This window comes from uncultured Bradyrhizobium sp. (genome assembly GCF_936943645.1).
Classification (GTDB): Bacteria; Pseudomonadota; Alphaproteobacteria; order Rhizobiales; family Xanthobacteraceae; genus Bradyrhizobium.
This window is the reverse complement of sequence record NZ_CAKZJO010000087.1, coordinates 12,858-33,789: the sequence shown is the minus strand read 5'-3', so window position 1 is coordinate 33,789 and position 20,932 is coordinate 12,858. Positions and strand designations below refer to the sequence as shown.

Annotated in this window: 19 protein-coding genes; 2 read left to right on the top strand and 17 right to left on the bottom strand. The window is 64.9% G+C overall.

Annotated elements, in window-relative coordinates:
• Window positions 1–2: 2 nt before the first annotated feature.
• The 17 genes from Q0743_RS26195 to Q0743_RS26115 form a co-directional block, all read right to left on the bottom strand.
• Window positions 3–1,193 (bottom strand): CoA transferase, encoded by a 1,191-nt coding sequence (locus Q0743_RS26195; RefSeq protein ID WP_298244369.1) that lies wholly within the window; start codon window positions 1,191–1,193, stop codon window positions 3–5.
• Window positions 1,190–2,389, bottom strand: a complete 1,200-nt coding sequence (locus tag Q0743_RS26190) for a CoA transferase (RefSeq protein ID WP_298244368.1) — start codon at window positions 2,387–2,389, stop codon at window positions 1,190–1,192. Before Q0743_RS26190 ends, Q0743_RS26195 begins: the two co-directional genes overlap by 4 nt.
• A gap of 79 nt (window positions 2,390–2,468) precedes the next feature.
• Window positions 2,469–3,680: a MaoC family dehydratase N-terminal domain-containing protein gene (locus tag Q0743_RS26185; RefSeq protein ID WP_298244367.1), complete on the bottom strand. Its 1,212-nt coding sequence runs from the start codon at window positions 3,678–3,680 to the stop codon at window positions 2,469–2,471.
• Window positions 3,681–3,714: 34 nt separating this feature from the next.
• Complete coding sequence (locus Q0743_RS26180) at window positions 3,715–4,605, bottom strand: succinate--CoA ligase subunit alpha (protein ID WP_298244366.1); 891 nt, start codon at window positions 4,603–4,605, stop codon at window positions 3,715–3,717.
• Window positions 4,602–5,729 (bottom strand): ATP-grasp domain-containing protein, encoded by a 1,128-nt coding sequence (locus tag Q0743_RS26175; protein ID WP_298244365.1) that lies wholly within the window; start codon window positions 5,727–5,729, stop codon window positions 4,602–4,604. Before Q0743_RS26175 ends, Q0743_RS26180 begins: the two co-directional genes overlap by 4 nt.
• Window positions 5,730–6,147: 418 nt before the next feature.
• Complete coding sequence (locus Q0743_RS26170; protein WP_298244364.1) at window positions 6,148–7,626, bottom strand: aldehyde dehydrogenase; 1,479 nt, start codon at window positions 7,624–7,626, stop codon at window positions 6,148–6,150.
• Window positions 7,627–7,710: 84 nt separating this feature from the next.
• The gene (locus Q0743_RS26165) at window positions 7,711–8,514 is read right to left on the bottom strand and encodes an N-acyl homoserine lactonase family protein (RefSeq protein WP_298244363.1); all 804 of its coding nucleotides are present in this window, start codon (window positions 8,512–8,514) and stop codon (window positions 7,711–7,713) included.
• An 8-nt stretch (window positions 8,515–8,522) separates the two neighbouring features.
• Window positions 8,523–9,479, bottom strand: a complete 957-nt coding sequence (locus Q0743_RS26160; protein ID WP_298244362.1) for a tripartite tricarboxylate transporter substrate binding protein — start codon at window positions 9,477–9,479, stop codon at window positions 8,523–8,525.
• A gap of 57 nt (window positions 9,480–9,536) precedes the next feature.
• Window positions 9,537–10,424 (bottom strand): NAD(P)-dependent oxidoreductase, encoded by an 888-nt coding sequence (locus Q0743_RS26155; protein WP_298244361.1) that lies wholly within the window; start codon window positions 10,422–10,424, stop codon window positions 9,537–9,539.
• A gap of 32 nt (window positions 10,425–10,456) precedes the next feature.
• Window positions 10,457–11,164, bottom strand: a complete 708-nt coding sequence (locus Q0743_RS26150) for an ABC transporter ATP-binding protein (RefSeq protein WP_298244360.1) — start codon at window positions 11,162–11,164, stop codon at window positions 10,457–10,459.
• On the bottom strand, window positions 11,157–11,918 hold the full coding sequence (locus Q0743_RS26145) for an ABC transporter ATP-binding protein (RefSeq protein ID WP_298244359.1): 762 nt from the start codon (window positions 11,916–11,918) through the stop codon (window positions 11,157–11,159). Before Q0743_RS26145 ends, Q0743_RS26150 begins: the two co-directional genes overlap by 8 nt.
• A complete protein-coding gene (locus Q0743_RS26140) occupies window positions 11,915–12,901 on the bottom strand; it encodes a branched-chain amino acid ABC transporter permease (protein ID WP_298244358.1) in 987 nt (328 codons plus the stop codon). The genes Q0743_RS26145 and Q0743_RS26140 overlap by 4 nt, the downstream gene beginning before the upstream one ends.
• Window positions 12,898–13,767, bottom strand: a complete 870-nt coding sequence (locus Q0743_RS26135) for a branched-chain amino acid ABC transporter permease (protein ID WP_298244421.1) — start codon at window positions 13,765–13,767, stop codon at window positions 12,898–12,900. Before Q0743_RS26135 ends, Q0743_RS26140 begins: the two co-directional genes overlap by 4 nt.
• Before the next feature lie 66 nt (window positions 13,768–13,833).
• Entirely contained in the window at window positions 13,834–14,991 is a 1,158-nt protein-coding gene (locus Q0743_RS26130; protein WP_298244357.1) for an ABC transporter substrate-binding protein, read from the bottom strand.
• A gap of 125 nt (window positions 14,992–15,116) precedes the next feature.
• The gene (locus Q0743_RS26125; RefSeq protein ID WP_298244356.1) at window positions 15,117–16,064 is read right to left on the bottom strand and encodes an MmgE/PrpD family protein; all 948 of its coding nucleotides are present in this window, start codon (window positions 16,062–16,064) and stop codon (window positions 15,117–15,119) included.
• Window positions 16,061–17,581 (bottom strand): FAD-dependent tricarballylate dehydrogenase TcuA, encoded by a 1,521-nt coding sequence (gene tcuA / locus Q0743_RS26120; protein WP_298244355.1) that lies wholly within the window; start codon window positions 17,579–17,581, stop codon window positions 16,061–16,063. The genes Q0743_RS26125 and tcuA overlap by 4 nt, the downstream gene beginning before the upstream one ends.
• Before the next feature lie 201 nt (window positions 17,582–17,782).
• Entirely contained in the window at window positions 17,783–18,487 is a 705-nt protein-coding gene (locus Q0743_RS26115) for a GntR family transcriptional regulator (RefSeq protein ID WP_298244354.1), read from the bottom strand.
• A 247-nt stretch (window positions 18,488–18,734) separates the two neighbouring features.
• Here Q0743_RS26115 and Q0743_RS26110 point away from each other — a divergent pair, with 247 nt between their 5' ends.
• Both Q0743_RS26110 and prpB read left to right on the top strand, forming a co-directional pair.
• The gene (locus tag Q0743_RS26110) at window positions 18,735–19,913 is read left to right on the top strand and encodes a 2-methylaconitate cis-trans isomerase PrpF family protein (protein ID WP_298244353.1); all 1,179 of its coding nucleotides are present in this window, start codon (window positions 18,735–18,737) and stop codon (window positions 19,911–19,913) included.
• 21 nt (window positions 19,914–19,934) lie between these two features.
• Window positions 19,935–20,858, top strand: a complete 924-nt coding sequence (gene prpB, locus Q0743_RS26105) for a methylisocitrate lyase (protein ID WP_298244352.1) — start codon at window positions 19,935–19,937, stop codon at window positions 20,856–20,858.
• Window positions 20,859–20,932 lie beyond the last annotated feature (74 nt).

Here is a 20,932-nt window from a genome sequence, read left to right as displayed (position 1 = left end):
GTTCAGAAAATCACCTGCTGGTCGATCAACACGTCGCGGTCCTCGCGGCTGAGGCCGAGCAGCTCGCCGAACACGTAGTCCTCGTCCTCGCCGAGCCGCGGCGTGCCGCGCGTCATGCCGACCTCGGATTTCGAGAAGCGGATCGGCGCCTTCAGCGCGGCGCGCTCGCGGCCGGCAGTATCCTCGACATCGACGACGGTCCCGCGCTCGCGCAGATGCCGGTCGTGCGCGATGTCCTCCATGTTGCAGGAGACATGCGCCGCGATGCCGGCAGCCTGGAGCTTTCGCTCGGCCTCACCGGCCTCGCGCGTCATCGTCCAGTGCTCGACCTCGCCATGCAGCACCTGTCGGTGCATGTGACGGCTCGCTCTTGTCTGGAACCGCGGGTCGGTCAGCAGATGCGGCGCATCGATCAGCCTTGCCAGGCGCCGCCATTCGTCGTCGGTCCCGACGGCAATGGTCAGCCAGCGGTCCTCCTCGCGGGTCCGGAACACGCCATGCGGCGCCATCCGCAGATGATCATTGCCGATCCGTGCCGGCTCTCCTCCGGCGGCGGCGAACAGCAGGGCTTCGCCGACCAGCGAGCAGGCCACCTCGCGCGCGCTGACATCGACATGTCCGCCGCGCCCGGTCTGGCGCAGACGATAGATGGCGGCCACCGCCGCCATGGCGGCGTTCACGCCGACGCTGTGGTCCATCACGTGCCGCATCTCGACCGGCGGCCCGTCCTCATAGCCGGTGAGATAACCGAGCGCGCCCCAGGCGCCGAACAGCGGCGCGTAGCCGGCGAAATGTGAATCCGGTCCGCTCTGGCCCGAGGACGAGACGGACACCATCACCACCACGGGCTTCAGCGCGGCGAGCGCTGCATAACCAAGACCGAGCCGTTCCATCACGCCGGGCCGAAAGCTCTCGCAGACGAGATCGCTGACGCCGACGAGCTTTTTGGCCAGCGCGATGCCCTTGGCGTCCTTAAGATTGATGCGCACCGACAGCTTGTTGGATGCCACCTGATCGAAGCTCGCCGGTCCCATCCGGCCGTAGACCGGGTGCGGCTTGCGGAAGATATCAGGGCGCGCCGCGCTCTCGACCTTGATACACTCCGCGCCGAGCTGCGACAGGATGTGGGTGCAGAACGGCCCGGCCGCATGCAGCGTGAAATCGGCGATGCGGACTCCGGCAAGCGGTTTCATGAGACCTCCGCGGCAACAGCCGGCCGTTCGCGATGACGCCTGGTCGAGAGCAAATGCTGATGTTCGCCGAGCCGGGGCGGCCCAGCTCGCAAGGGCAGCGCGGCGCCATCGACGTGAAACGGTGCCGACAGCACCGGCAGCCGGCCGGCGCCCGGAATCTCGACCGGTTGAAACAGGTGTCGCGCGGCCTCATGCGGACCGGACAGCACCTCGGCGGGGCTGGCGTATTTCGCCATGGGCACACCGAGCGCCTGCGCGCGCGCGACGACATCCGCGGTCCGCTGCTCGCGTGCCCAAGCTCGAATGGCGCGATTGATCTCCGGGCCACGCCGGCTGCGCTCCAGCGAGTCCGAGAGCGCGGGATCGAGCATCCAATCGGGGCGCTCCATCAGCTCGATGAGGCCGCGCCACTGCCGCTCCTCGAGCGTCAGCAGCTCGACATAGCCGTCGGCACATTCGAGCACGCCGCCATATTTGAACGAGCGCGTCCGGCGATGCTCCAGCGAGCCGTCCCCGAGACGCTGCAGCGCGAATGCGCCGACCGCGAGCGTCGCATCCTGGATGGAGACGTCGACGCTTTCAGCGCCACCCTGCACGCGGCTCACCAGTGAGGACAATGCCCCCAGCGCAGCGACTACGCCGCCCTGATACTCGGCGAAATGGCCGTAGACCTTCAGCGGCGGACGTTCGGGAAAGAGTTCGGCGGCAAGGCCGTTGGGCAGCAGAAAGCCCTCGCCGGACGCGTGGATCAGATTGATCTCCTCCGCTCGCCAGTCCACCTTCGGTCCGAAGGCGCCGAACGGCAACACCGAGACATCGATCAGCTTCGGATAGCGGGCCCTGAGCGTCGGCTCATCGAGTTCGAGATTTGCGCGCTCGTCGGGGCGAAGATCATGCACGAGGACATCGGCTTCAGTCAGCAGCACGGACAATCCCGCCTGGCCGGCCGCACTCGTCAGATCGCAGGTGACGCTTTTCTTGCCTGCTGCCAGAAACGCGAACAGCGCGCTCGCTTCATGGGCCGGCGGAAGCAACGGCGGCTCGCGGCGAAGAGGATTGCCTTCCGGCGGCTCGACGAGGACTGTCTCTGCACCGAGGGTGGAGAGCAGCCGGCCGGCATGGCCGGCCGCAACACCGCGCGAGATCTCGACGGCAATGGCGCCCGCAAGCGGAGGCGCAGCAGCCTCGTCCGTCATGGCAACGCTTCCTCGTGTTGTTCTTGGTTGGGTCCGAAGCGTGGCGCACCACGCTTCGGTGCTTGCTTGGCTTAAAGCCTCAGCGGATCGTCGGCAGTTCGAGCTCGAGTCCCGCACCATCGAAGAACACGCGGTTCTTCACGTCGCGCGAGGGCAGCATCACGGTGGCAAGGCCCGGCGTGGTCAGCTCGCCGCGCTGGTTCTCGCCCCAGATCTCGAGATCGACTAGCGCAAAGCCGTCCTTGACGTACTTCTTGCTGATCTTGCCCTTGCACCAGGTGGAATCACCCATGGTGTTGAAGCGCCGCATCTCGGTGCGCACGCGCTTCAGGAAGGCGGCATCGCCCATCCAGTTGCTGACGAGGCTGGCGAGCCAGGACGAGCGCTGCGGACCGTAATCATAGGTGCCGGGCACGCCGACTTCCTTGGCCACGGACTCGCGGTGATGCCCGATGCCGGTATATTCGATGCCGCCGCCGGCTTCCGGATTGCGGAAGAAATGGCCGGGATGCTTGACGGCGGATTTCAGCACGATGCCGTGGGTGTGGCCGCGGCCGCAGCCGACCAGGAAGCCCATCGTGTCCATCAGCGAGAGCGGGCCGCGCACGATCGGCGGCAGTTCGTCGCCTTCGTTGACGTCCTCGAAGTAGCGCATCGTGGTGCCGCGGATCCGCTCGTCCTCCTTCAGGATCGCCTCGTCGAGCGCGGCGAATTCGTCCGCCGTGTACTCATAGGGCTTGACGTCCTTGTACTTGCCGGCGTCGCGCGCGGCCTTGCGCTCGTGGCGGGTGCAGGTGCCGAGCGCGCGGGCGACCATTTCGCCGCGCTGGTTGGAATAGGTGGCCTCGACATATTGCAGCACGAGACGGCCGGAGAATTTGCTCTCCTTCACCTCGATGCCGACCACGCGCTCGATCGCGGTGATGCGATCACCGGGCCGGATGTGGCGGAACAGCTCCCAGTCGTTGCCCGCGTAGAAGCCGTGAACGCCGGGAAGACCCCAGCGCGTGCGGCCGATCCAGCCGAACGCCATCGGGAACATCGGATGGGCGACGTTGGTGCCATAGCGGCTTTGCCGGCCGTGCTCGGAGTCGCGGTAGAGCGGGTTGAGATCGCCGATGCCGTTGCAGAAATTGCGGATCGTGTCTTCGGTCGCGTCCTGGAGATACGGTCCCTCCGGGCGAAGCTGAAGGCCGATCATGCCCCGCGCCTGCGCGATCGCTTCGTCGGTGATCTTGCCTTCCGCCGGGGCATGGCCGACCTCTTTTTCCTTCTCCATCACGTCTGACATCTTCGTCTCCAATCCCTGTACGAGTTGAGTTGTGCTAGGCTGCGGGTTTCATGGCGCGGGCCAACGCCGAAGCGGCGGCAGCGGCGAGACCGTCGAGATTGCGCGCGATCACGACACCGGCACGATCGAGCGCCTCGACCTTCGCCGCCCAGGCCTCGGCATAGGAGCCGATCATCGCGGCGGCGTGTCCCATCTTCTTGCCGGCGGGCGCGGTGCGGCCGACCAGCAGAGCCGCCGCCGGCTTTGCATCCGGCCGCTTGGCGTATTCGGCGAGGGCATATTCTTCCGAGCCACCGATCTCGCCGAGATAGATGATGGCGCGCGTCTCGGGATCATCGTGGAACAGCGCGATGGCTTCCGCCGCGTTGACGCCGCGCACCGGATCGCCGCCGATGCCGATGACACTGCTCTGGCCGAGACCTGCCGACGACAGGCGGAAGCAAGCCTCATAGGACAACGAGCCGCTGCGCGAGATCACGCCGATCGGCCCGGGCGCGTAGCAGAACGAAGGCATGAAGCCGAGCTTGGCCTTGCCGGGCGAGATCAGTCCGGGTGAGTTCGGCCCGACCAGATGTGCGCCGTGATCGAGCGCGGCCGCACGCATCTCCATCGCGTCCAGCACCGGCAGGCCGTCGCCGGGATAGGCGATCAGCGGACAGCCGGCTTCGATCGTCTCCAGCACCGCATCGAGCGCAACGACGGCCGGCACGTAGACCAGGGCCGCATTGGCGTGGGTTTCCCGCATCGCCGCCGCGACGCTGGAGAACACCGGAACGCCTTCGATGGCCTGGCCGCCGCGCCCCGTCGCCACACCGGCGACGACCTTGGTTTGGCTCTGCGCGAGATCCTTGACGGAGAACGTGCCGAACTTGCCGGTGATGCCGACGATCAGTACGCGGGCATCAGCACCGAGAAGTATGCTCATGACTGCGCTCCCGCCACTCGCTTGACGATATCGGCGACCGCACTCTCCAGCGTCGCGTGGTTCTGACGGCCGGCCTCGCGGAGGATCGTGGTTGCAAGATCGCTGCGCGTGCCGTTCAGCCGCAGTGTCACCGGCTTCGCCGAGGTTCGCCGCGCCAGCAGCTCGACCAGCGTTTTCGCCACGCGGTCAGTGTGCAGCCCGCCGCCGAACATGCTGACCAGAATGCCCTTCACGTTCGGCGCGCGGTCGAGCAGGTCGAAGGCAAGCCCAAATCCTGCCGGCGTCGGGTTGCCGCTGACGTCGAGGAAACAGGCCGGTTGCGCGCCGGCGCCGTCGATCGCATCCATCGCGGCCATGGTCATGCCGGCACCGCCGGAGATCAGTCCGATCTCGCCGTCCAGCCAGACCAGCATCAGATTGGCTTCCTCGCATCGGCGGATGTCTTGCTCCGCCTTGGCGCGCGAGGCTGCGATGGCGGACGCCGTGGCGGCCTTGCGGAACACCGCCGCTTCATCCAGGACGATCTTTGCGTCCGCGGCGATCAACGCGCCCCCCTTGGCGACGACCAGCGGATTGATCTCCACCGTCGTGCATTCGTTCGCTTGCGCGATTTCGAGCAAACGGCGTGCGGTCGAGATGACGCGTTCGCGCACCTTCACGTCGCTCTCGACCGGCTCCAGCAGCGCGCGGAAGGCGTGGGCGCGAAAATTGCGGGCGAGCCCGACCGGATAGCTGAGCGGCGGCGGGCCATCCTCGATGTTGACTCCGCCGCGCGGCGAATAGAGCACGTTGAAGCCGCCGACCCGGCTGTCGATCGCCACGGCAAGATAAAGCTCGCGGTCGATGTCGAGCCAGCTCTCGACCAGGACGGACGACGGCGCTTCGCCGGCGAACCGCATTCCCATGATCGCGTCGAAGGCGCTTTCCAGCTCTGCGGCGGAGCTTGCCTTGCGAATGCCGCCGGCCTTGCCCCGTCCGCCGGCGGCGACCTGCGCTTTGACAGCGACAGGCAGCGCAATGCGACAGGCCCGCGCTTCGTCGAGAGAGCGCAATTCCTGACTGGAAGGAGTGGCGATGGCGGCGCTGCGCAGCAGAGCCTTGCCTTGAGCTTCAGTGACCAACATAGAATGCATAATGCATTATATTTGATGACGGTCAACACCCCGCCTGGGTAATTTTCGAATGCCCAGCCAAAAACGGCTGAAAAGTCGACCCAGTCGGGCGAAGCGTCAAGATAGACGCGACTTTCCTGCTGTCAGATAATGCATTTTCTAGCTAGACGGCGGACGACCGGGACGCGCCGATCGCTCATCGCTGCGCCTGAATGAGGCAGCTGCCGCCCCCCCCCAAAGAAAAAGAGCTCCGCGACCACAGGGGGTCACGGAGCTCGAGTCCAGGGAGGACGCCCTGAGGGCGACGGCGATCTCGTCGACCGCCGCTATTCTCCAGAAGACCGATTGCGGTTCTGGAGATTGAAGACGGCACATGCGCGCCGCTCTATTCGCGAGATGCGCTGCACGCGCCGTTCGGCGGCAGCGCACATCACATCTTGAGCGCGAACGGATCGCGCTCCTCGTTGGAGAAATCGATCATCACGTTCTTGGTCTGCAGGAACTCGTCCAGCGCCGCGACGCCGCGCTCCTTGCCGAAGCCGGATTCCTTGAAACCTCCGAACGGCGCCATGGCGCTGGAGGCACGGTAGGTATTCACCCAGACCGTTCCGGCATGGACGGCTCGTGACACGCGCAAGGCGCGCGACAGGTTCGTCGTCCAGATCCCGGATGCCAAGCCATATTTGCTGTCGTTGGCGATGCCGATCGCCTCCTCTTCCGTGTCAAAGGGAATGATCGAGAGCACAGGTCCAAACACCTCCTCCTGGGCAATCGCCATCTTGTTCTCCACGCCCGTGAAGATGGTCGGCTCAATGAACAGGCCGTTGCCGAGACCATCGCCCGTCGCGGCCTTTCCGCCACACGCGAGAACCGCCCCCTCCTTCTGAGCATCGCCGATGCATTTGAGGATACGCTCGAACTGCGGCTCGTTCGCTACCGTCCCCATGTCCGTCGCCTTGTCCAGGGGATTGCCGAGCCTGATCTTGTGCGCCCGGGCGAGGAGACGTTTCACGATGTCATCGTGAATGGACCGCTGCACGAGGAGCCGCGAGCCGGCGATGCATGTCTGCCCGGTCGCGCCGAAAATGCCGGCGAGAGCCCCGACCGTCGCCTTGTCGAGGTCGGCGTCCTCGAAGATGACATTGGGGGACTTGCCGCCCAGCTCCAACGTGACCGGGACGAGCGACCGACCCGCCTCCGCCGCGATCTGGCGGCCGACATTCGGGCTTCCCGTGAAACTGACGCGGTCAATCCGGCCGCTGGCGAGCAGCGCCTGCCCGGTCCGGTAATCGCCGGTGACGACATTGACGACACCCGCGGGGAAGCCCGCCGCGCGGACCAGCTCGGCGAATTCAAGCGTCGTCACCGACGCATGCTCGGACGGCTTGATGACGACGCAATTGCCCGCCGCCAGAGCCGGCGCGAGCTTGTTGGCAAGCAGACCCATCGGCGAATTCCAGGCGGTGATGAGAACCGCAACGCCGATCGGCTCCCGGCGCGTGAAGTCGAACACATCGCGCTGGTCGAGCGGAATCGTATCGCCGAAGATCTTGTCGGCGCAGCCCGCGAAGAACCGGTAGGCGCGCGCGGCAAAATGCATCTGCCCGTGCGTCTCCCGGATGATCTTTCCGTTGTCGGTGCTCTCCATGATGGCGATGCGCTCGGCCTGCGCGTCGAGCAGATCGGCGAGCTTGTTCAGCAAGGTCGCGCGCGCAAGACCCGTGGTCTTGCTCCAGACGGTTTCATAGGCTCTTCTCGCCGCCGCGATCGCGTCCGTGACCTGCGCGGGGGTCGCCTGCGCGACCTGCGCCCATTCCTCGCGAGTGTAGGGGTTTATGGCGGCGAACCATTCCTGGTTCGGCGTGCTGACCGTCTCGTTGGCAATGGCAATTCCGTACTTCTTTGGCATGGTCGATTGTCTCCGCAACTGGCGAATTGCCCGTCTCATCCGGACGGCGAATCCTGCGCCTTCGGGTCTGGCTTCGGTTGATGGTTAGGCTGGACTCCCGAGGGGATCGGCGTCCAATCGCGCGATCCCCTCGATCCCTTCGCGGGCGGCAGGAAACAGCGAGAGCACCTGCCGGTCGTGACCGGGAATGATGTGCGACGGGCTATCCGCCAGCTTTTCGATGACCGCAAAGCCGTTCAGCATCTGGTTCGTGTCGAACAAGACCGGAAACGGCCGGCGCCGCAGGATGTTGGCGTAATAGTGCGAGGCGTCCGAAGCCAGCACCACGTAACCGCGGCGTGTCCTCACCCTCACGACCTGAAGTCCCGCGGTATGTCCACCCAGCCAGTGCAGGGATATCCCGTCGTCGAAATCGGAGTTGGGATCGCGAAGGGTCACACGCCCTTCGAAGTTCCGCCGGACGATATGGCTGACATCCTCGGCGTTGTAGGCCTTGTTCTGCTCGGCGTCGCACATGCAGCGCCCCGTGCAGAAATGCATCTCGCGCTCCTGCACGTGATAGCGCGCCTGCGGAAACAGGTCGTGGTTGCCGGCATGATCCCAATGCATGTGGGTCAGAATGACGTCCTTGACGCTGTCGGGGGTGATGCCGATCTGCTTGAGGCCTTCGGCCACCGGCCGTGTGACGGCATAGTTGCGCGGCCTGCCCGCCTCCTCATCGAAGCCGGTATCGACGATCACCGTGCGGTCCCGGCCGACCAGCGCCCAGACGAAGAAATCGAGCGGCATCGGATTATCCGGCACATCGCTGCTGTCGATGAAGTTCTCCGATGCACGGCGCTCGTCCTTGCGAGCATATCGGATCGCGTAGATTTCATACTCGGACATGTCGGTCCCTACTGGCGTTCGATGCCAGCTTCCTTCGTTGTCGTGGCCCACAATTCGATGTCGTCCCTGACGTGTTTGGCGAAGTCCGCCGGGCCGATCCATTGAACCTCAAAGCCGATCTCGGCGAGACGACTCTTGATCTCGGGCTCCGCCAAAACCTCGCGCACCCCTTCCGAAAGCTTCGCGACGATCTCCGGCGGCGTGTCCTTCGGCGCGAAAAGCCCGGACCATGCGGAGATATTGAGGAACGCGAGCCCGCCCTCCTTCATGGTCGGGATGTCAGGGAATTGCGAACTACGGGCCGGGTTCGTGGTTGCGATCGCACGCGCCTGGCCCGCCTCCACCTGCGCGACCGCAGGCGCCATGTCCATGAACGTCATCGAGACACGCTGCGCGATGATGTCGGTCACGACCTGCGGGCTGTTCCGGTAGGGCACGGCGGCGATATCGATACCCGCCCGGCGCCTGAACGCTTCACCGGACAATTGGCCAAGCGCGTTGGCATAGCCGAATGTCAGCGTGCCCGGCCTGCTCTTGGCCAGCGCGACGAGATCGGCAACGCTTTTGACCGGCAGGCCGGGATCGACGATCAGGAAATAGGGAAACAGGCCGAACTGCGAAATCGGCACAAAATCGGCGACGGGATCGTACTGGATCGATTTCAGCATGCTCGGGTTGGCGGCGTGCGTGGAGGTACCACCCACCAGCAAGGTGTAGCCGTCCGGCGCCGAACGCGCCGCTGCCGTCGCGCCCAGCGCGCCGTTGGCGCCGACCCGATTGTCGATGACGATCGTCGTTTTCAAGAGCTCGGACAGTCGCTGGAACACGATGCGCGCGACGCCATCGGTCCCGCTGCCCGGGGCAAAGGGCGCGATGACGGTAATTCTCTGCGAGGGATAGTTTTCCGCGGCTGCCAGGCTCCAGTTCGAAACAAGCAGCGCGATCGTCAACAACAGCAGCCGCACGAAGTCCTCCCGTTGAATGTTCGTCTTGTTGGTTCGGCCCGGTTGCCGGCGCTGCCGCTATTTCGAGGAGCGCTCGATGATCTTCACGATGACCGGCCAGTAATTCGCGCCGAAACCGGCACGAGACGCTTCGGTCAGAAGGCTGGCGCCGAGCGCGGCTTCCCTTGCCTCGATGCCGGCATCCTTCGCCATGTCGAGCGCGTAGGATACGTCCTTGTGCATGTAGTCGGTCGAGAACACCCGCTCGGGAAACTCGCGCGCAGCAACGGCCTTGTATCCGTGATTGCGCAGCGCGAAGCTGTCCGCGGAGCCCTTGGAGAAGGCATCGAACAGGGTCTCGGTCGAGACACCCGCGGCGTTCGCGATCGCGGCGGCTTCGCACAAGGCGGTCACGGTCCCGACCACGACCATGTTGTTGAGGATCTTCACCACCTGGCCCGATCCGACGTCGCCACAATGGGTGACCTCGCTGGCAAAGCAGCGCAGCAGGGGCTCGATGCGCGCGAACACACCCGCGGTGGCGCCGACGGAAATCGCCAGCGTTCCGGCTTCAGCCGCCGCGCGCGTCCTGGCGACGGGCGCATCGGCATAGTCTGCGCCTTTCGCCGCGAATGCGCCGGCCAGTTCGCGTGTCAGCTTCAACGGGCTGGTCGAGAGGTCGACGATAGTCTGTCCGGCGTGCGCAAGCTCGAGCAGCCCGCCCGGCATCCCGCAGATTTTCTTGAGGTGTTCGCCGCTCGGCATGGAGATGAAGATGATGTCGGCTTTCGCGAGTCCCGCGATCGAGCCGACATCGACGGCGCCAGCCTGAACCAGGCGCGCCACCGGCTCGGGGTTGATGTCGTGGATCAGCACGGTCTGCTTCGTCTTCTGCACGAGGTGCCGGCACATGGGCTCGCCCATGACGCCCAAACCGATGAAGCCGAAGGTCGAAGTGCCAGTCATGTCAAAACTCCGGAATTTCCAGATAGAATCATTCAGATACCAAGATAGGCCCGGCGCACATAGTCGCTGGCCAGGAGGTCCCGGCCCTTTCCACTGAGCGCGACCGCGCCCGTTTCCAGCACGAAGGCCTCGTGGCAGAGGTTCAGCGCAAGCTTTGCATTCTGCTCGACCAGGATGATCGACACACCGATATCACGGTTGATCTCGGCGATGATGCGCGCAATCTCGTCGACGATGATCGGAGCCAGCCCGAGCGAGGGTTCGTCCAGCAGCAGCAGGCGCGGCCTTGCCATGAGCGCGCGGCCGATGGCGACCATTTGCTGCTCGCCGCCCGACAGCGAACCCGCCATCTGGCTTCGCCGCTCCACCAGGCGCGGGAAGTATCCGTAGATCTGGTCCAGCGTCTTCCTCTGCTGCGCGTTGTCGCGCTGCGAGTAGCCGCCGACCAGGAGATTGTCGAGCACGCTCATCTGCGGGAACACGCGCCGCCCTTCGGGCGACAGTGCAATGCCGCGCCCGACCCGCTGCGGGGCGGCGACGCCGTCGATGCGCTCGCCGTCGAAATAGATCTCCCCGCCGCTCACCGGCTTCAGCCCGATGATGGCCTTCATCGTGGTCGTCTTGCCTGCGCCATTCGAGCCGATGAGTGACACGATGGCTCCATCGGCAACCGACAGACTCAGATTGCGGACCGCCGTGAGGGGTCCGTAGGCGACGCTGATCCCGCGAACTTCAAGCATGGACCGCTTCCTTGCCGAGATAGGCTTCGATCACGACCGGGTTCGATACGACCTCCGCTGGGGTTCCCTGCGCGATCAGGGTGCCGTGATCCAGCACCACGACGCGATTGCAAAGGCCCATCACGGTGCGCATGTGGTGCTCGACCATCACCATGGTGACGCCGCGCTCCGCCTTGACCCGGCGCAGCACCGATGCGAGCTCGGCCGCCTCTTCAGGGTTGAGTCCCGCCACGGGCTCATCGAGCATCAACAGCCGGGGTTCGCTGGCAAGCGCGATCGCGACGCCAAGGCGTCGCTGCTCGCCATAGGACAGTTCTCGCGCCTTCAGGCCCACGCGGCGTGCCAACCCGAGCAGGTCGAGCACATGCAGCGCTTTCTCTTCCGCCGCAACGCGCCATTTGTTCGAGAGAAACCCGCCCCACAGGCCGGTCAGGCTCGAGCCCAGCGTGCCGCGCGCGACGTTCTCGATGACCGTCGCCTCCGGATAGATGGTTGCGGCCTGGAAGGTCCGCGAAAGCCCCTGGCGCACCGTCTGGTTGGCAGGCTGCCCGGAGATATCGCGATCCATGAACCTGACCGTTCCCGCCGAAGGTCGGAGAACGCCAGAGATGACGTTGAACAGCGTGGTCTTGCCTGCGCCGTTCGGGCCAATCAGGCCGAGAAAGTCGCCGTCGTTGACCGCGAAGGAGACGTCGCGGACGGCGACAAGGCCGCCGAAGGAACGTTTCAGGCTGTCGACCTCGAGCATGCTCATGGCACTTCCCCGGCCACGAGGGTTGCGCTGGTCGTTGTGACGCGCTGGCGCGCACGCCACATCTGGACGATACTCGCGAGGCCATTCGGCACGAACATCAGGCAGAGCACCAGCACTGTCCCGTAGATGATGTGCTGGAGGCCTTCGGTGGATCGCAGCAGCTCCGGCAGGGGCGTAAGGACGAGAACGCCCACGACCGGCCCGAGCACGCCGTCGCGGCCGCCGACAACGAGCATCGTCAGGTAGGAAACGGATTCCCAGAACGTGTAGGAATCAGGAGAAATGAAGCGGAGATAATGTGTCGACAAGGCACCGGCAAATCCGGCGATGCCGGATCCGATCGTGAAGGCGATCACCTGGACCCGGTGCGTGTCGATCCCACTGGATTCGGTGAGACGCTGGTTCTCGGCGGTGGCCGCCATCATCGTCCCCAGCGGCGAGCGGTAGAGCAGCCAGGTGAGAGCCAGCGTCGTCAACGCGCAGCCGAGCGCAAAGGGATAGAATTGCGGCTTGGCGCGAAGGACGTAGCCGAAGATCGAAATCGGAGGCACGCCGACGAGCCCGTTCGCGCCTCCGGTGATGGAGCTCATATCCAGCGCGAGCAGTACTGCGATCTGGCTGAACGCAAAGGCCACCAGCACGAAATACACGCCGCGCAAGCGCAAGATGATCCAGCCCAGGGCGGCGGCGATCACAGCAGCAGCCAATCCTGCAATGAACAGCGTCAGCAGAGGCGGCCAGCCCTTCATCGACAACAGCGCCGAGACATATCCGCCGACCAGCGCAAAGCCGCCATGGCCCATGGAGAGCTGGCCCGCGCGGGCGATGATGGCGAGGCCGAGCACGAGCATGAGGTTGATGCAGCCAACCGTCGCGAGGTGGATGTAGAACTGGTTCGGCGCGAACCAGGGCAGCAGCGCCGCAAGCGCAACCGCGACGAGGACGCCGGCATAATGCAAGGGCTTGATGGCTGGAGACTTCACGCCTCACGCTCCTTTCGGCCGAGCAGGCCTTGCGGGCGCAGCAACACGACGGCGATCACGACCAGAAACTGAAGGATCTCGGACAGCGAGGCGCTGACGAAGGTGCCGGCAAAACTCTCGATCAGACCGATCAGCAACCCGCCGACAACCGCGCCCGGGACGCTGCCAAGCCCGCCGATGACGACGATCACGAAAGCTTTCAGTGTCGGTGCCAGCCCGATGAAGGGTGAGACCGACAGGACCGGCGCCATCAGGACGCCGGCGAAGGCTGCGAGGCTCACACCCAGCACGAACGCGGCGGGAAAGATCACGTCGACGCGGATGCCCTGCACCTGGGCAATCTCGGAGTCCTGTGCCACTGCCCGCATGGCCCGGCCGATCCTTGTATACCCGATCAACAGATTGAGCGACACGACGGCAACGATCGCCCCGATGATGACCACCAGCCGCGACCAGGGGAACACGATCCCGCCAACGGACAGAACGCCGGAGACGACGGGCGGCACAGTGCGCGCCGAGGCCCCCCACATCAGCAGCGCGCTGTTCTGGATGATGAGAGCGACACCGACGGAGGCGATCATGCCGTTCAGCTCGTTGCCGCGAAACCGGCGGAAGACGACCCACTCCATCACCAGCCCGAGCAGGGCCGTCGCGCCGACCGCGAGCAGAACGCTGACGGCGAACGGCATCTCGTTGCTGCCGTAGAGGATGGCAAAGAGAAACGCGCCGACCATGTAGAACTCACCATGCGCGAAATTGACGATGCGCATGATGCCGAACACCATGGTGAAACCGATCGCCATCAGCACATAGATCATGCCGACCATGAGGCCGTTCACGATCGTCTGGGCCAGAATGATGTCCATGCTCACGGGACGACTCCAATCGCATCGGCGAGGCGCACGTGGCGCCTCGGCCGTTTCAGCGAACGCTTACTTGCAGGCGTTGACATCGCAGGTGGCGACTTTCGTCACCACGCCGTCCTTGATCTGCCCGACATAGAACGGGAGATCGATCTGGTGCTTGATCCCGTACTTCTGCTCGCCGGTCCAACCCGCTTTCCCCATCGCGGTCGGGACGTCCGACAGCCCATCGAGGGTCTTGGCGATCTTGGTGGTGTCGTCGACGGTCCCGGCCTTCTTCATGGCCGTGAACAGCATCTGCAAGCCGGCATAGAAGAACGGGCTGAAGCCATTCATGTTCTGCCCGTACTTGGCCTTGAAGCGGGCGACATAGGCCGCGGTATCCGGCAGGCCGGTGTCGATCGGCAGATGCACGTAGGTGCCTTCGGCCGCGTCCTTGCCGGCCACCTTCAGCATCTCCGCCGAGACGTCGCCGCCCGTGACGAACACCGGGCCGCGGTAACCGAGCTCGCGGGCCTGCTTGAGGATGAGCCCGGCCGTGGTCGGCGAATTGCCGCCGAGCTCGAGGCCGTCGGCCTTCATGAGAATGCGCGTGAGGATGGGCACGAAATCGACGCGCTCACGCTCGAAATATTCGACCTGCAGCTTCGTGCCGGCCTTGGCGTAGGAGTTGAAATTCGCCACGCCGATCTGCTGCCCGGTCTCGTCGTTCGGAAGCAGCGACACGACTTGCTTGGCCGACGTGCTCTTCATCAGCCACGCCACCTGCGGATCGGAGAATTCGCCGGTTGTGATGACAGGACGATAGGCGAACGGCGCGTCCGCGCCGAGCGCTCGCGGCGTGAAGGCCAACGTCATGGTGATGACTTTTCCGGACGTGGTCTGATCCTTTGTCGCCACGGCCGCCGCCGAGCCCATCGGGCCGACCACGAAACGGATGCCGTCCTGGATCATGAGGCGATCCATCGCCGTGACCGCGTCCGCGGCGCGGTAGCGGTCGTCATATTGCTTGAACTGGATCTTGTAGCGCTTGCCGCCGACATCGAGCCCGCCGTCCTTGTTGGCGTCCTCAGTGGCGAAATCGGTGGCGGCGAGCATGCCTTCCGCGAACGCGGCGCCTGCACCTGAAAAGCTGGCGTGTACGCCGATCGTGACACTATCTTCGGCGTGGGCGGCGGAACAGACGACCGACGCGGCCAGCACGGCAATCAACTCAAAACGCTTCATTCCAATTTCTCCCCAGATGTTGCTCTTGTCTGCCTTGCTCGTTTGTTTTCAGGCTCGGCTTGTTCTTGTCAGGCAATGCCAGTGGTTTGCGATGGCGACTTCACGCCATCGCCCTCGTCGCGGGGTCAAGGGACCCAATTGGTCTCCTCCGGTTCATGCGTTCCGCGGGGCGCGAAGACGACCTTCTTCGGCGCCGCTCGCAGGCCGCGTCCCTGCAGCAGGCGCGAGACCGTCGCGAGATCCTTCACCTTGTCGATGGTCTCGAGCCGCTCGAACAAGGGAGCGACGTCGTCGCGCGGCAGGATGGCGCCGACGTGCCGGTCGAACTGATCCCAGAGATCGGCTCCCGGCGGCGATCGGAGCGCGAGAAGATCGAGCGCTTCCGCGCCCGGAAGGGCCTCGCCAGCGGCGCGCTGATCGTCTTCGATCATCTGTTGGCAGGATGCCTCGTCCATCGCTTCGGCCAGCAGTGCAGCAAGCAGTGCGTTTCTCAGGCCTTGACCGACCATGAGCGCTTCAGCTCCACCCTGCCCGGCCGCGGGCGTGCCGGCATCTGCCGCAACCGCCATCAGCAACGCGGCTGCAATCTTCGCAGCGCTCAGCCCGAGCAACCGGGCCGCGGCGGCGACGCTGCCCAGCAAGGGCGCGGCGAGCCGACCAGCCGACGGCAGAGACCGCACGATCCCGGCACCCGCGAGCAACGCGTCAACGAACTCCTGCCCGGTCTTTCCGCGCTCCTCGCAGAGGCCGAACAGCGAAACGACGAAGGCTCCGTTCGCAGCATCGGGTGACGCGTCGGATCCCGCGACGGCCGCGGTCGCGTTGACCAACGCGGCCTCGATCGCGCTCGTGCGCCGTTCGGTGCCGAACACAAGCGACGAGCCGCCGGCGGCGGCGACACCTGATGTCGCCAGCAATGCCGTGGTGATGGCGCTCGGCGCGCCGGACAGCGTCCGGCCGAACGCGGTGATGATGGCAGCTCGCGCGCGCGCAACAGCCTTCGGATCTCGCGGCGGCGGATCGCAGGCACGGATCCGCTCCGCGAGCGACATCGTCGTGGTGCCGGCGCTCATCGCGATGCCACCGCTTTGGCCGGCGCCACGCTCTGCACGCCCGCGGCGTTGCGCCCGGCGATCCGGCCGAACGTCGCACCCGAGACGAGGCCGGTGCCCGCGGGATAATTGTCGTAGAACAAGCCGCCGACCAGTTCGCCGCAGCAATACAGTCCCTTGATCGGGCGCCAGTCGGTGCCGATCACCTCGGCATTCTCGTTGATCTTCAGGCCGCCGAACGTGAAGGTGATGCCGCCGGTCGCGCTGTAGGCATAGTAGGGCGGCTTGTCGAGACGGAGCGCCCAGTTGCTCTTTTCGAGATCGAGACCCTTGGTCGAGAGGCCGTCCTTCCTGGTGGGGTCGAAGCCCTCGTCCGCCGCTCGCGCGTGGTCGTTGTAGTTGAGGACCGTCTTGAGGGCCTGCGCCTTGTCGTCGATATCGAGCTGCGCGATCAGCTCCTCGAGCGAATTGGCCTTGATCGGATCGCTGGTCGCATAGCGCGGCTCGAGCAGGTGGACGACCTTGCTGTCGAACAGCTGGTACGCCTTGGCGCCCGGCTCGGCCAGGATCGCCCGGCCGAATTTGGCGTAGGTGAAGAGCGCGCCGTCTTCGCCCTCGTCGACGAAACGCTTGCCCTTGCGGTTGATCATCACCGAATAGACGTAGGACAGACGGTTGCTGCGGTCGGTCATTTCGCGCGGCGCGAAGTCGCCCCAGTCCGCGCTGATCGGGGTGGCATGGCAACCGCTCCATTGTCCCCACGGCATCGCACCGATGGCGAGCGCCATCCGCAGCCCGTCGCCCTGATTGTGCGGCGTGCCGCGGACCTTCGCGGCGCCGACCAGCGCGCCGATATGCTGCGTGCGCATCTGGACGTTGGCCTCGAAGCCACCGCAACCGAGCACCACGGCCTTGGCACCGAGCGAGCGAACGCCCTCCTCGTCCTTGGTCTTGACGCCGACGACGCAGCCATTGTCGTTGACAAGCAGCTCCGAGACGGCATTGCCGTATCGCACTTCGATGCCCATGCGCTCGCAGGTCGAGAACCAGCTGCGCGAAAGACCGACGCCCTCATGTGCGGCGCGCACGACGAGGCCGCGCGCCCAGACCATGACATTGTCCTTCTTGACGGCGGACAGGCTGATCGCCGGCTCCATCTTGATGGCGCCGGTGTCCTTCATCCAGCGAACGGTCGCCTGCGAGTTCGACACGAGAAGACGCGACAGGATCGGATCCGTACGCCCGTTGGTGACGCGCATGAGATCGCCGTGAAAGTCTTCCTGCGTATAGGGCGAGATGCCGTCGTAGAAATTCTCGAACTCGTCCTCGATCCCAGGCAGCAGGGCGCCGATCTCCCGCGGTTCATCATAGGCGAAACGCAGCACACCACCGCTCCAGTGGGTGTTTCCGCCTCGCATTTCGCGGGGAGCCTTTTCGAGAACGACGACACGATCCGCGCCGTTTTCCTTCGCCGAGACCGCCGCAGCCAAGGCAGCGTTTCCAGCGCCAACGACGATCACATCGAACTCTTCGTGCATTTCCGTTCCTTCCCGCAGGCGTCTTCTGTGCTTCTGTATGCTGGTGAATACCTCTGTATACATTGGAATGCAAGATATTTCCGCGCAAACCGGCATTCGGGAAAAAAGCTCCCAAGAACAGGCGGTTACCTGGATTGATGAGGTCGGATGGCCGATCGCGAACGTGCCGAACGCGCGATGATCAGCACCGCAGGGAGGAGTTCAGGCGCCGTCGTGCTCGCGGCGCGCTTCCAGTTCACGTTCCTTCGCCAGGATTACGCGGCGGGTCTCGAGCGCATTGAGAACATGCGTGCGCGCTAGGTTGTTGGCCTTCTCGTCGTCTCTCTGCGAAATCGCCTGCACGATGGCGGCGTGCTCGGCCTGGGCGACGGCGAAGCGCCCCTTGTCAGCCAAGGTCGTCGGCCCCAGCAGCGCAATCGCGTCCTGCAGTGCCGACAAGCTCTTTTCGAGATAGCGGTTGTGCGCGGCGACCTGAATGGCGTCGTGGAGTTCCCTGTTGTGCCGATAGAGCTTCAGCGGATCGCGATCGAGCTTTTCACCTTCGGCGATGAGCCGGGCAAGTGCGGCGAGGTCCTTCGGGCTTGCATGCTTGGCGGCCATCGCCGCCGCCGTGCCTTCCAGCGCCGCGCGCATCTCATAGAGCTCTTCGACCGCATCCATGTCGAGAATGGAGACGACCAGCCCGGTTCGCGGGCGAAGATCGAGCAGGCCTTCGAGCTCGAGACGCGTCAGCGCCTGCCGCGTCGGCGTTCGGCTGATGCCGAGGTGTTCCGCCAATTCGACTTCGCGCATGCGCCGCCCTGGGGCAAAGCGCCCCTCGACGATCTCACGCCGCAGCGCTGCGTAAGCGTAATCGGCAGCAGATGCGAACTTCGCGCGGTCCGGCAGCACCATGTCGTCGTTCATGAAGTCTTCCCGATCTCATTCGGCAGCAGAAACCTCATGCAAGCGTGAGGCGCAGGCCGTCCATCATTGATCTGCGCCTGATCCTTCCGACGCACGGAGCACATGATCGACGCAGGATATTCGGCGTCGCGATGCCTGTCTGGAACGAGACCATCAGCGTCCACCGAATAGAATAAGAGTAGCAGGCCGCATCACGAATGTATACAGTGGTATCCAGAGTATACAACGGTATGCAACGGATCACTCGATGCCCCAGAACAAGCTCAAGGCGACTTTCATGCGCGGCGGCACCTCGAAGGCCGTCGTGTTCAACAGACAAGACCTGCCGGCAGATCCTGCGCTCTGGGATCCGATCTTCCTGGCCGTGATGGGCTCGCCCGATCCCAACGGCCGCCAGCTGGACGGCATGGGCGGCGGGCTGTCGTCGCTGTCGAAGGTCTGCGTGGTCGGCGCGCCGACCCGCGACGATGCCGACATCGATTATACGGTCGCGCAAGTCGACGTGAAGCGTGCCGCGGTCGATTACAGCGCCAATTGCGGCAATATGTCTTCGGCGATGGGACCGTTCGCCGTCAGCGAAGGCCTGGTGAGCGCGCCCGCGAACGGCGAAGCGGTCGTGCGCATTCACAACACCAACACCGGCAAGATCATCGTCGCACGCTTCCCCATGACCGATGGCGAGGTCGAGATCGACGGCGACATGACGATCGACGGCGTCGGCGGACAGGGCGCGCCGGTGCGGCTCGAATTCGTCGATCCCGGTGGCACGAGGACCGGACGCCTGCTGCCCACGGGGCGCGCCTGCGATCGATTCGAAATTCCCGGCGCTGGTACGATCGAGGCCTCGCTGGTCGATGCCGCGAACCCCTGTGTCTTCGTCGCCGCCGACTCGCTCGGCAAGGCAGGCGATGAGATGCCTGATACGCTCGAGAGCGATCCGGCGTTCCTCGCAAAGATGGAAGCGATCCGCTGCGCGGCCTCGGTGGCGATGGGCCTTGCGCCCGACGTCGCGGCCGCCGCGAAGATCCCGAGCGTGCCCAAGGTCGCGATGATCGTGTCGCCCAGACAGATGACGACCTTGTCCGGGCGGCATCTGGAGCCTTCGGAGATGTCGCTGGGCATCCGGATGATCTCGATCGGCCAGCCGCATCGCGCGGTCCCGATTACCGGCGCCACCTGTCTTGCCATCGCGGTCCGCATCAAGGGCACGCTGGCAAACCGGATGGCCCGCGCCGACGATGGCCCGATCGTCATCGCCCATCCCTCCGGCACGACCGTGGTCGATGCCGCGGTCGAACCTGCCGACGAGCCTGCGAATGCACGCGCCCTTCATGGCGCGGTTTATCGCACCGCGCGGCGACTGTTCGAGGGCAACGTGTTCTATCGAACCGCCAAGACGGCCGCGCAGGCGCGGCGTAGTGCATAATTCCATCCGGAGCTCTGAACGATGACCTATCTCGTTGCCGCCGAACTTCCCCGCGAATCCGCCGGCCAGCGTTTTCGCGCGCTGTTGAAGCGACCCGGCATTCTGCAACTGCCGGGCGCGCACAACGGCATGGCGGCGCTGCAGGCCAAGGCGGCGGGCTTCGAGGCGCTCTATCTATCGGGCGCGGCGATGACGGCGTCGATGGGCCTGCCCGATCTCGGCATCATCACCGTCGACGAGGTCTCCTTCTTCGTTCGCCAGATCACCCGCGCGTCGGGACTTCCGCTGCTCGTCGATGCCGACACCGGCTATGGCGAGGCGCTCAACGTGATGCATGCGACGCGAATGTTCGAGGATGCCGGCGCGGGCGCGCTTCACCTCGAAGACCAGATCCTGCCTAAGAAGTGCGGCCATCTCAACGACAAGAAGATTGCAGACGCGCAAGACATGGCGGCGAAGATCTCGGCCGCGGCGAAAGCCCGGCGCGATCTCGTGATCATTGCCAGGACCGACGCTGCCGCCAGCGAAGGCCTCGACGGCGCCGTCGCCCGCGCCAAGCTCTACATGGAGGCCGGCGCCGACGCGATCTTCCCGGAAGCGCTCAACACCGCCGAGATGTTCCGTGCCTTTGCCGAACGCATGCCGGGTGTGCCTCTGCTCGCGAACATGACCGAGTTTGGCAGGACGCCGTTCTTCACGGCCGCAGAGTTCGAGGCGATGGGCTATGCGATGGTGATCTGGCCGGTCTCCTCACTGCGAATGGCAAACAAGGCCCAGGCCGAACTCTACGCGGCGATTTCACGTGACGGCGGCACGCACAAAATTGTCGATCGGATGCAGACGCGGGCGGAGCTCTACGCAACGATCCGCCTGCACGACTACGAAGCGCTGGATTCGTCGATCGTTCAAACAATCGTTCCGGCCGGCATGCCTCAACGCAAGTGAATGTCTGAGCTCTTTGCTCCAGGACCTGAGACGGAAAAGCCCCGCGTCTGCGGGGCTTTGGAATGGTGGGCGCA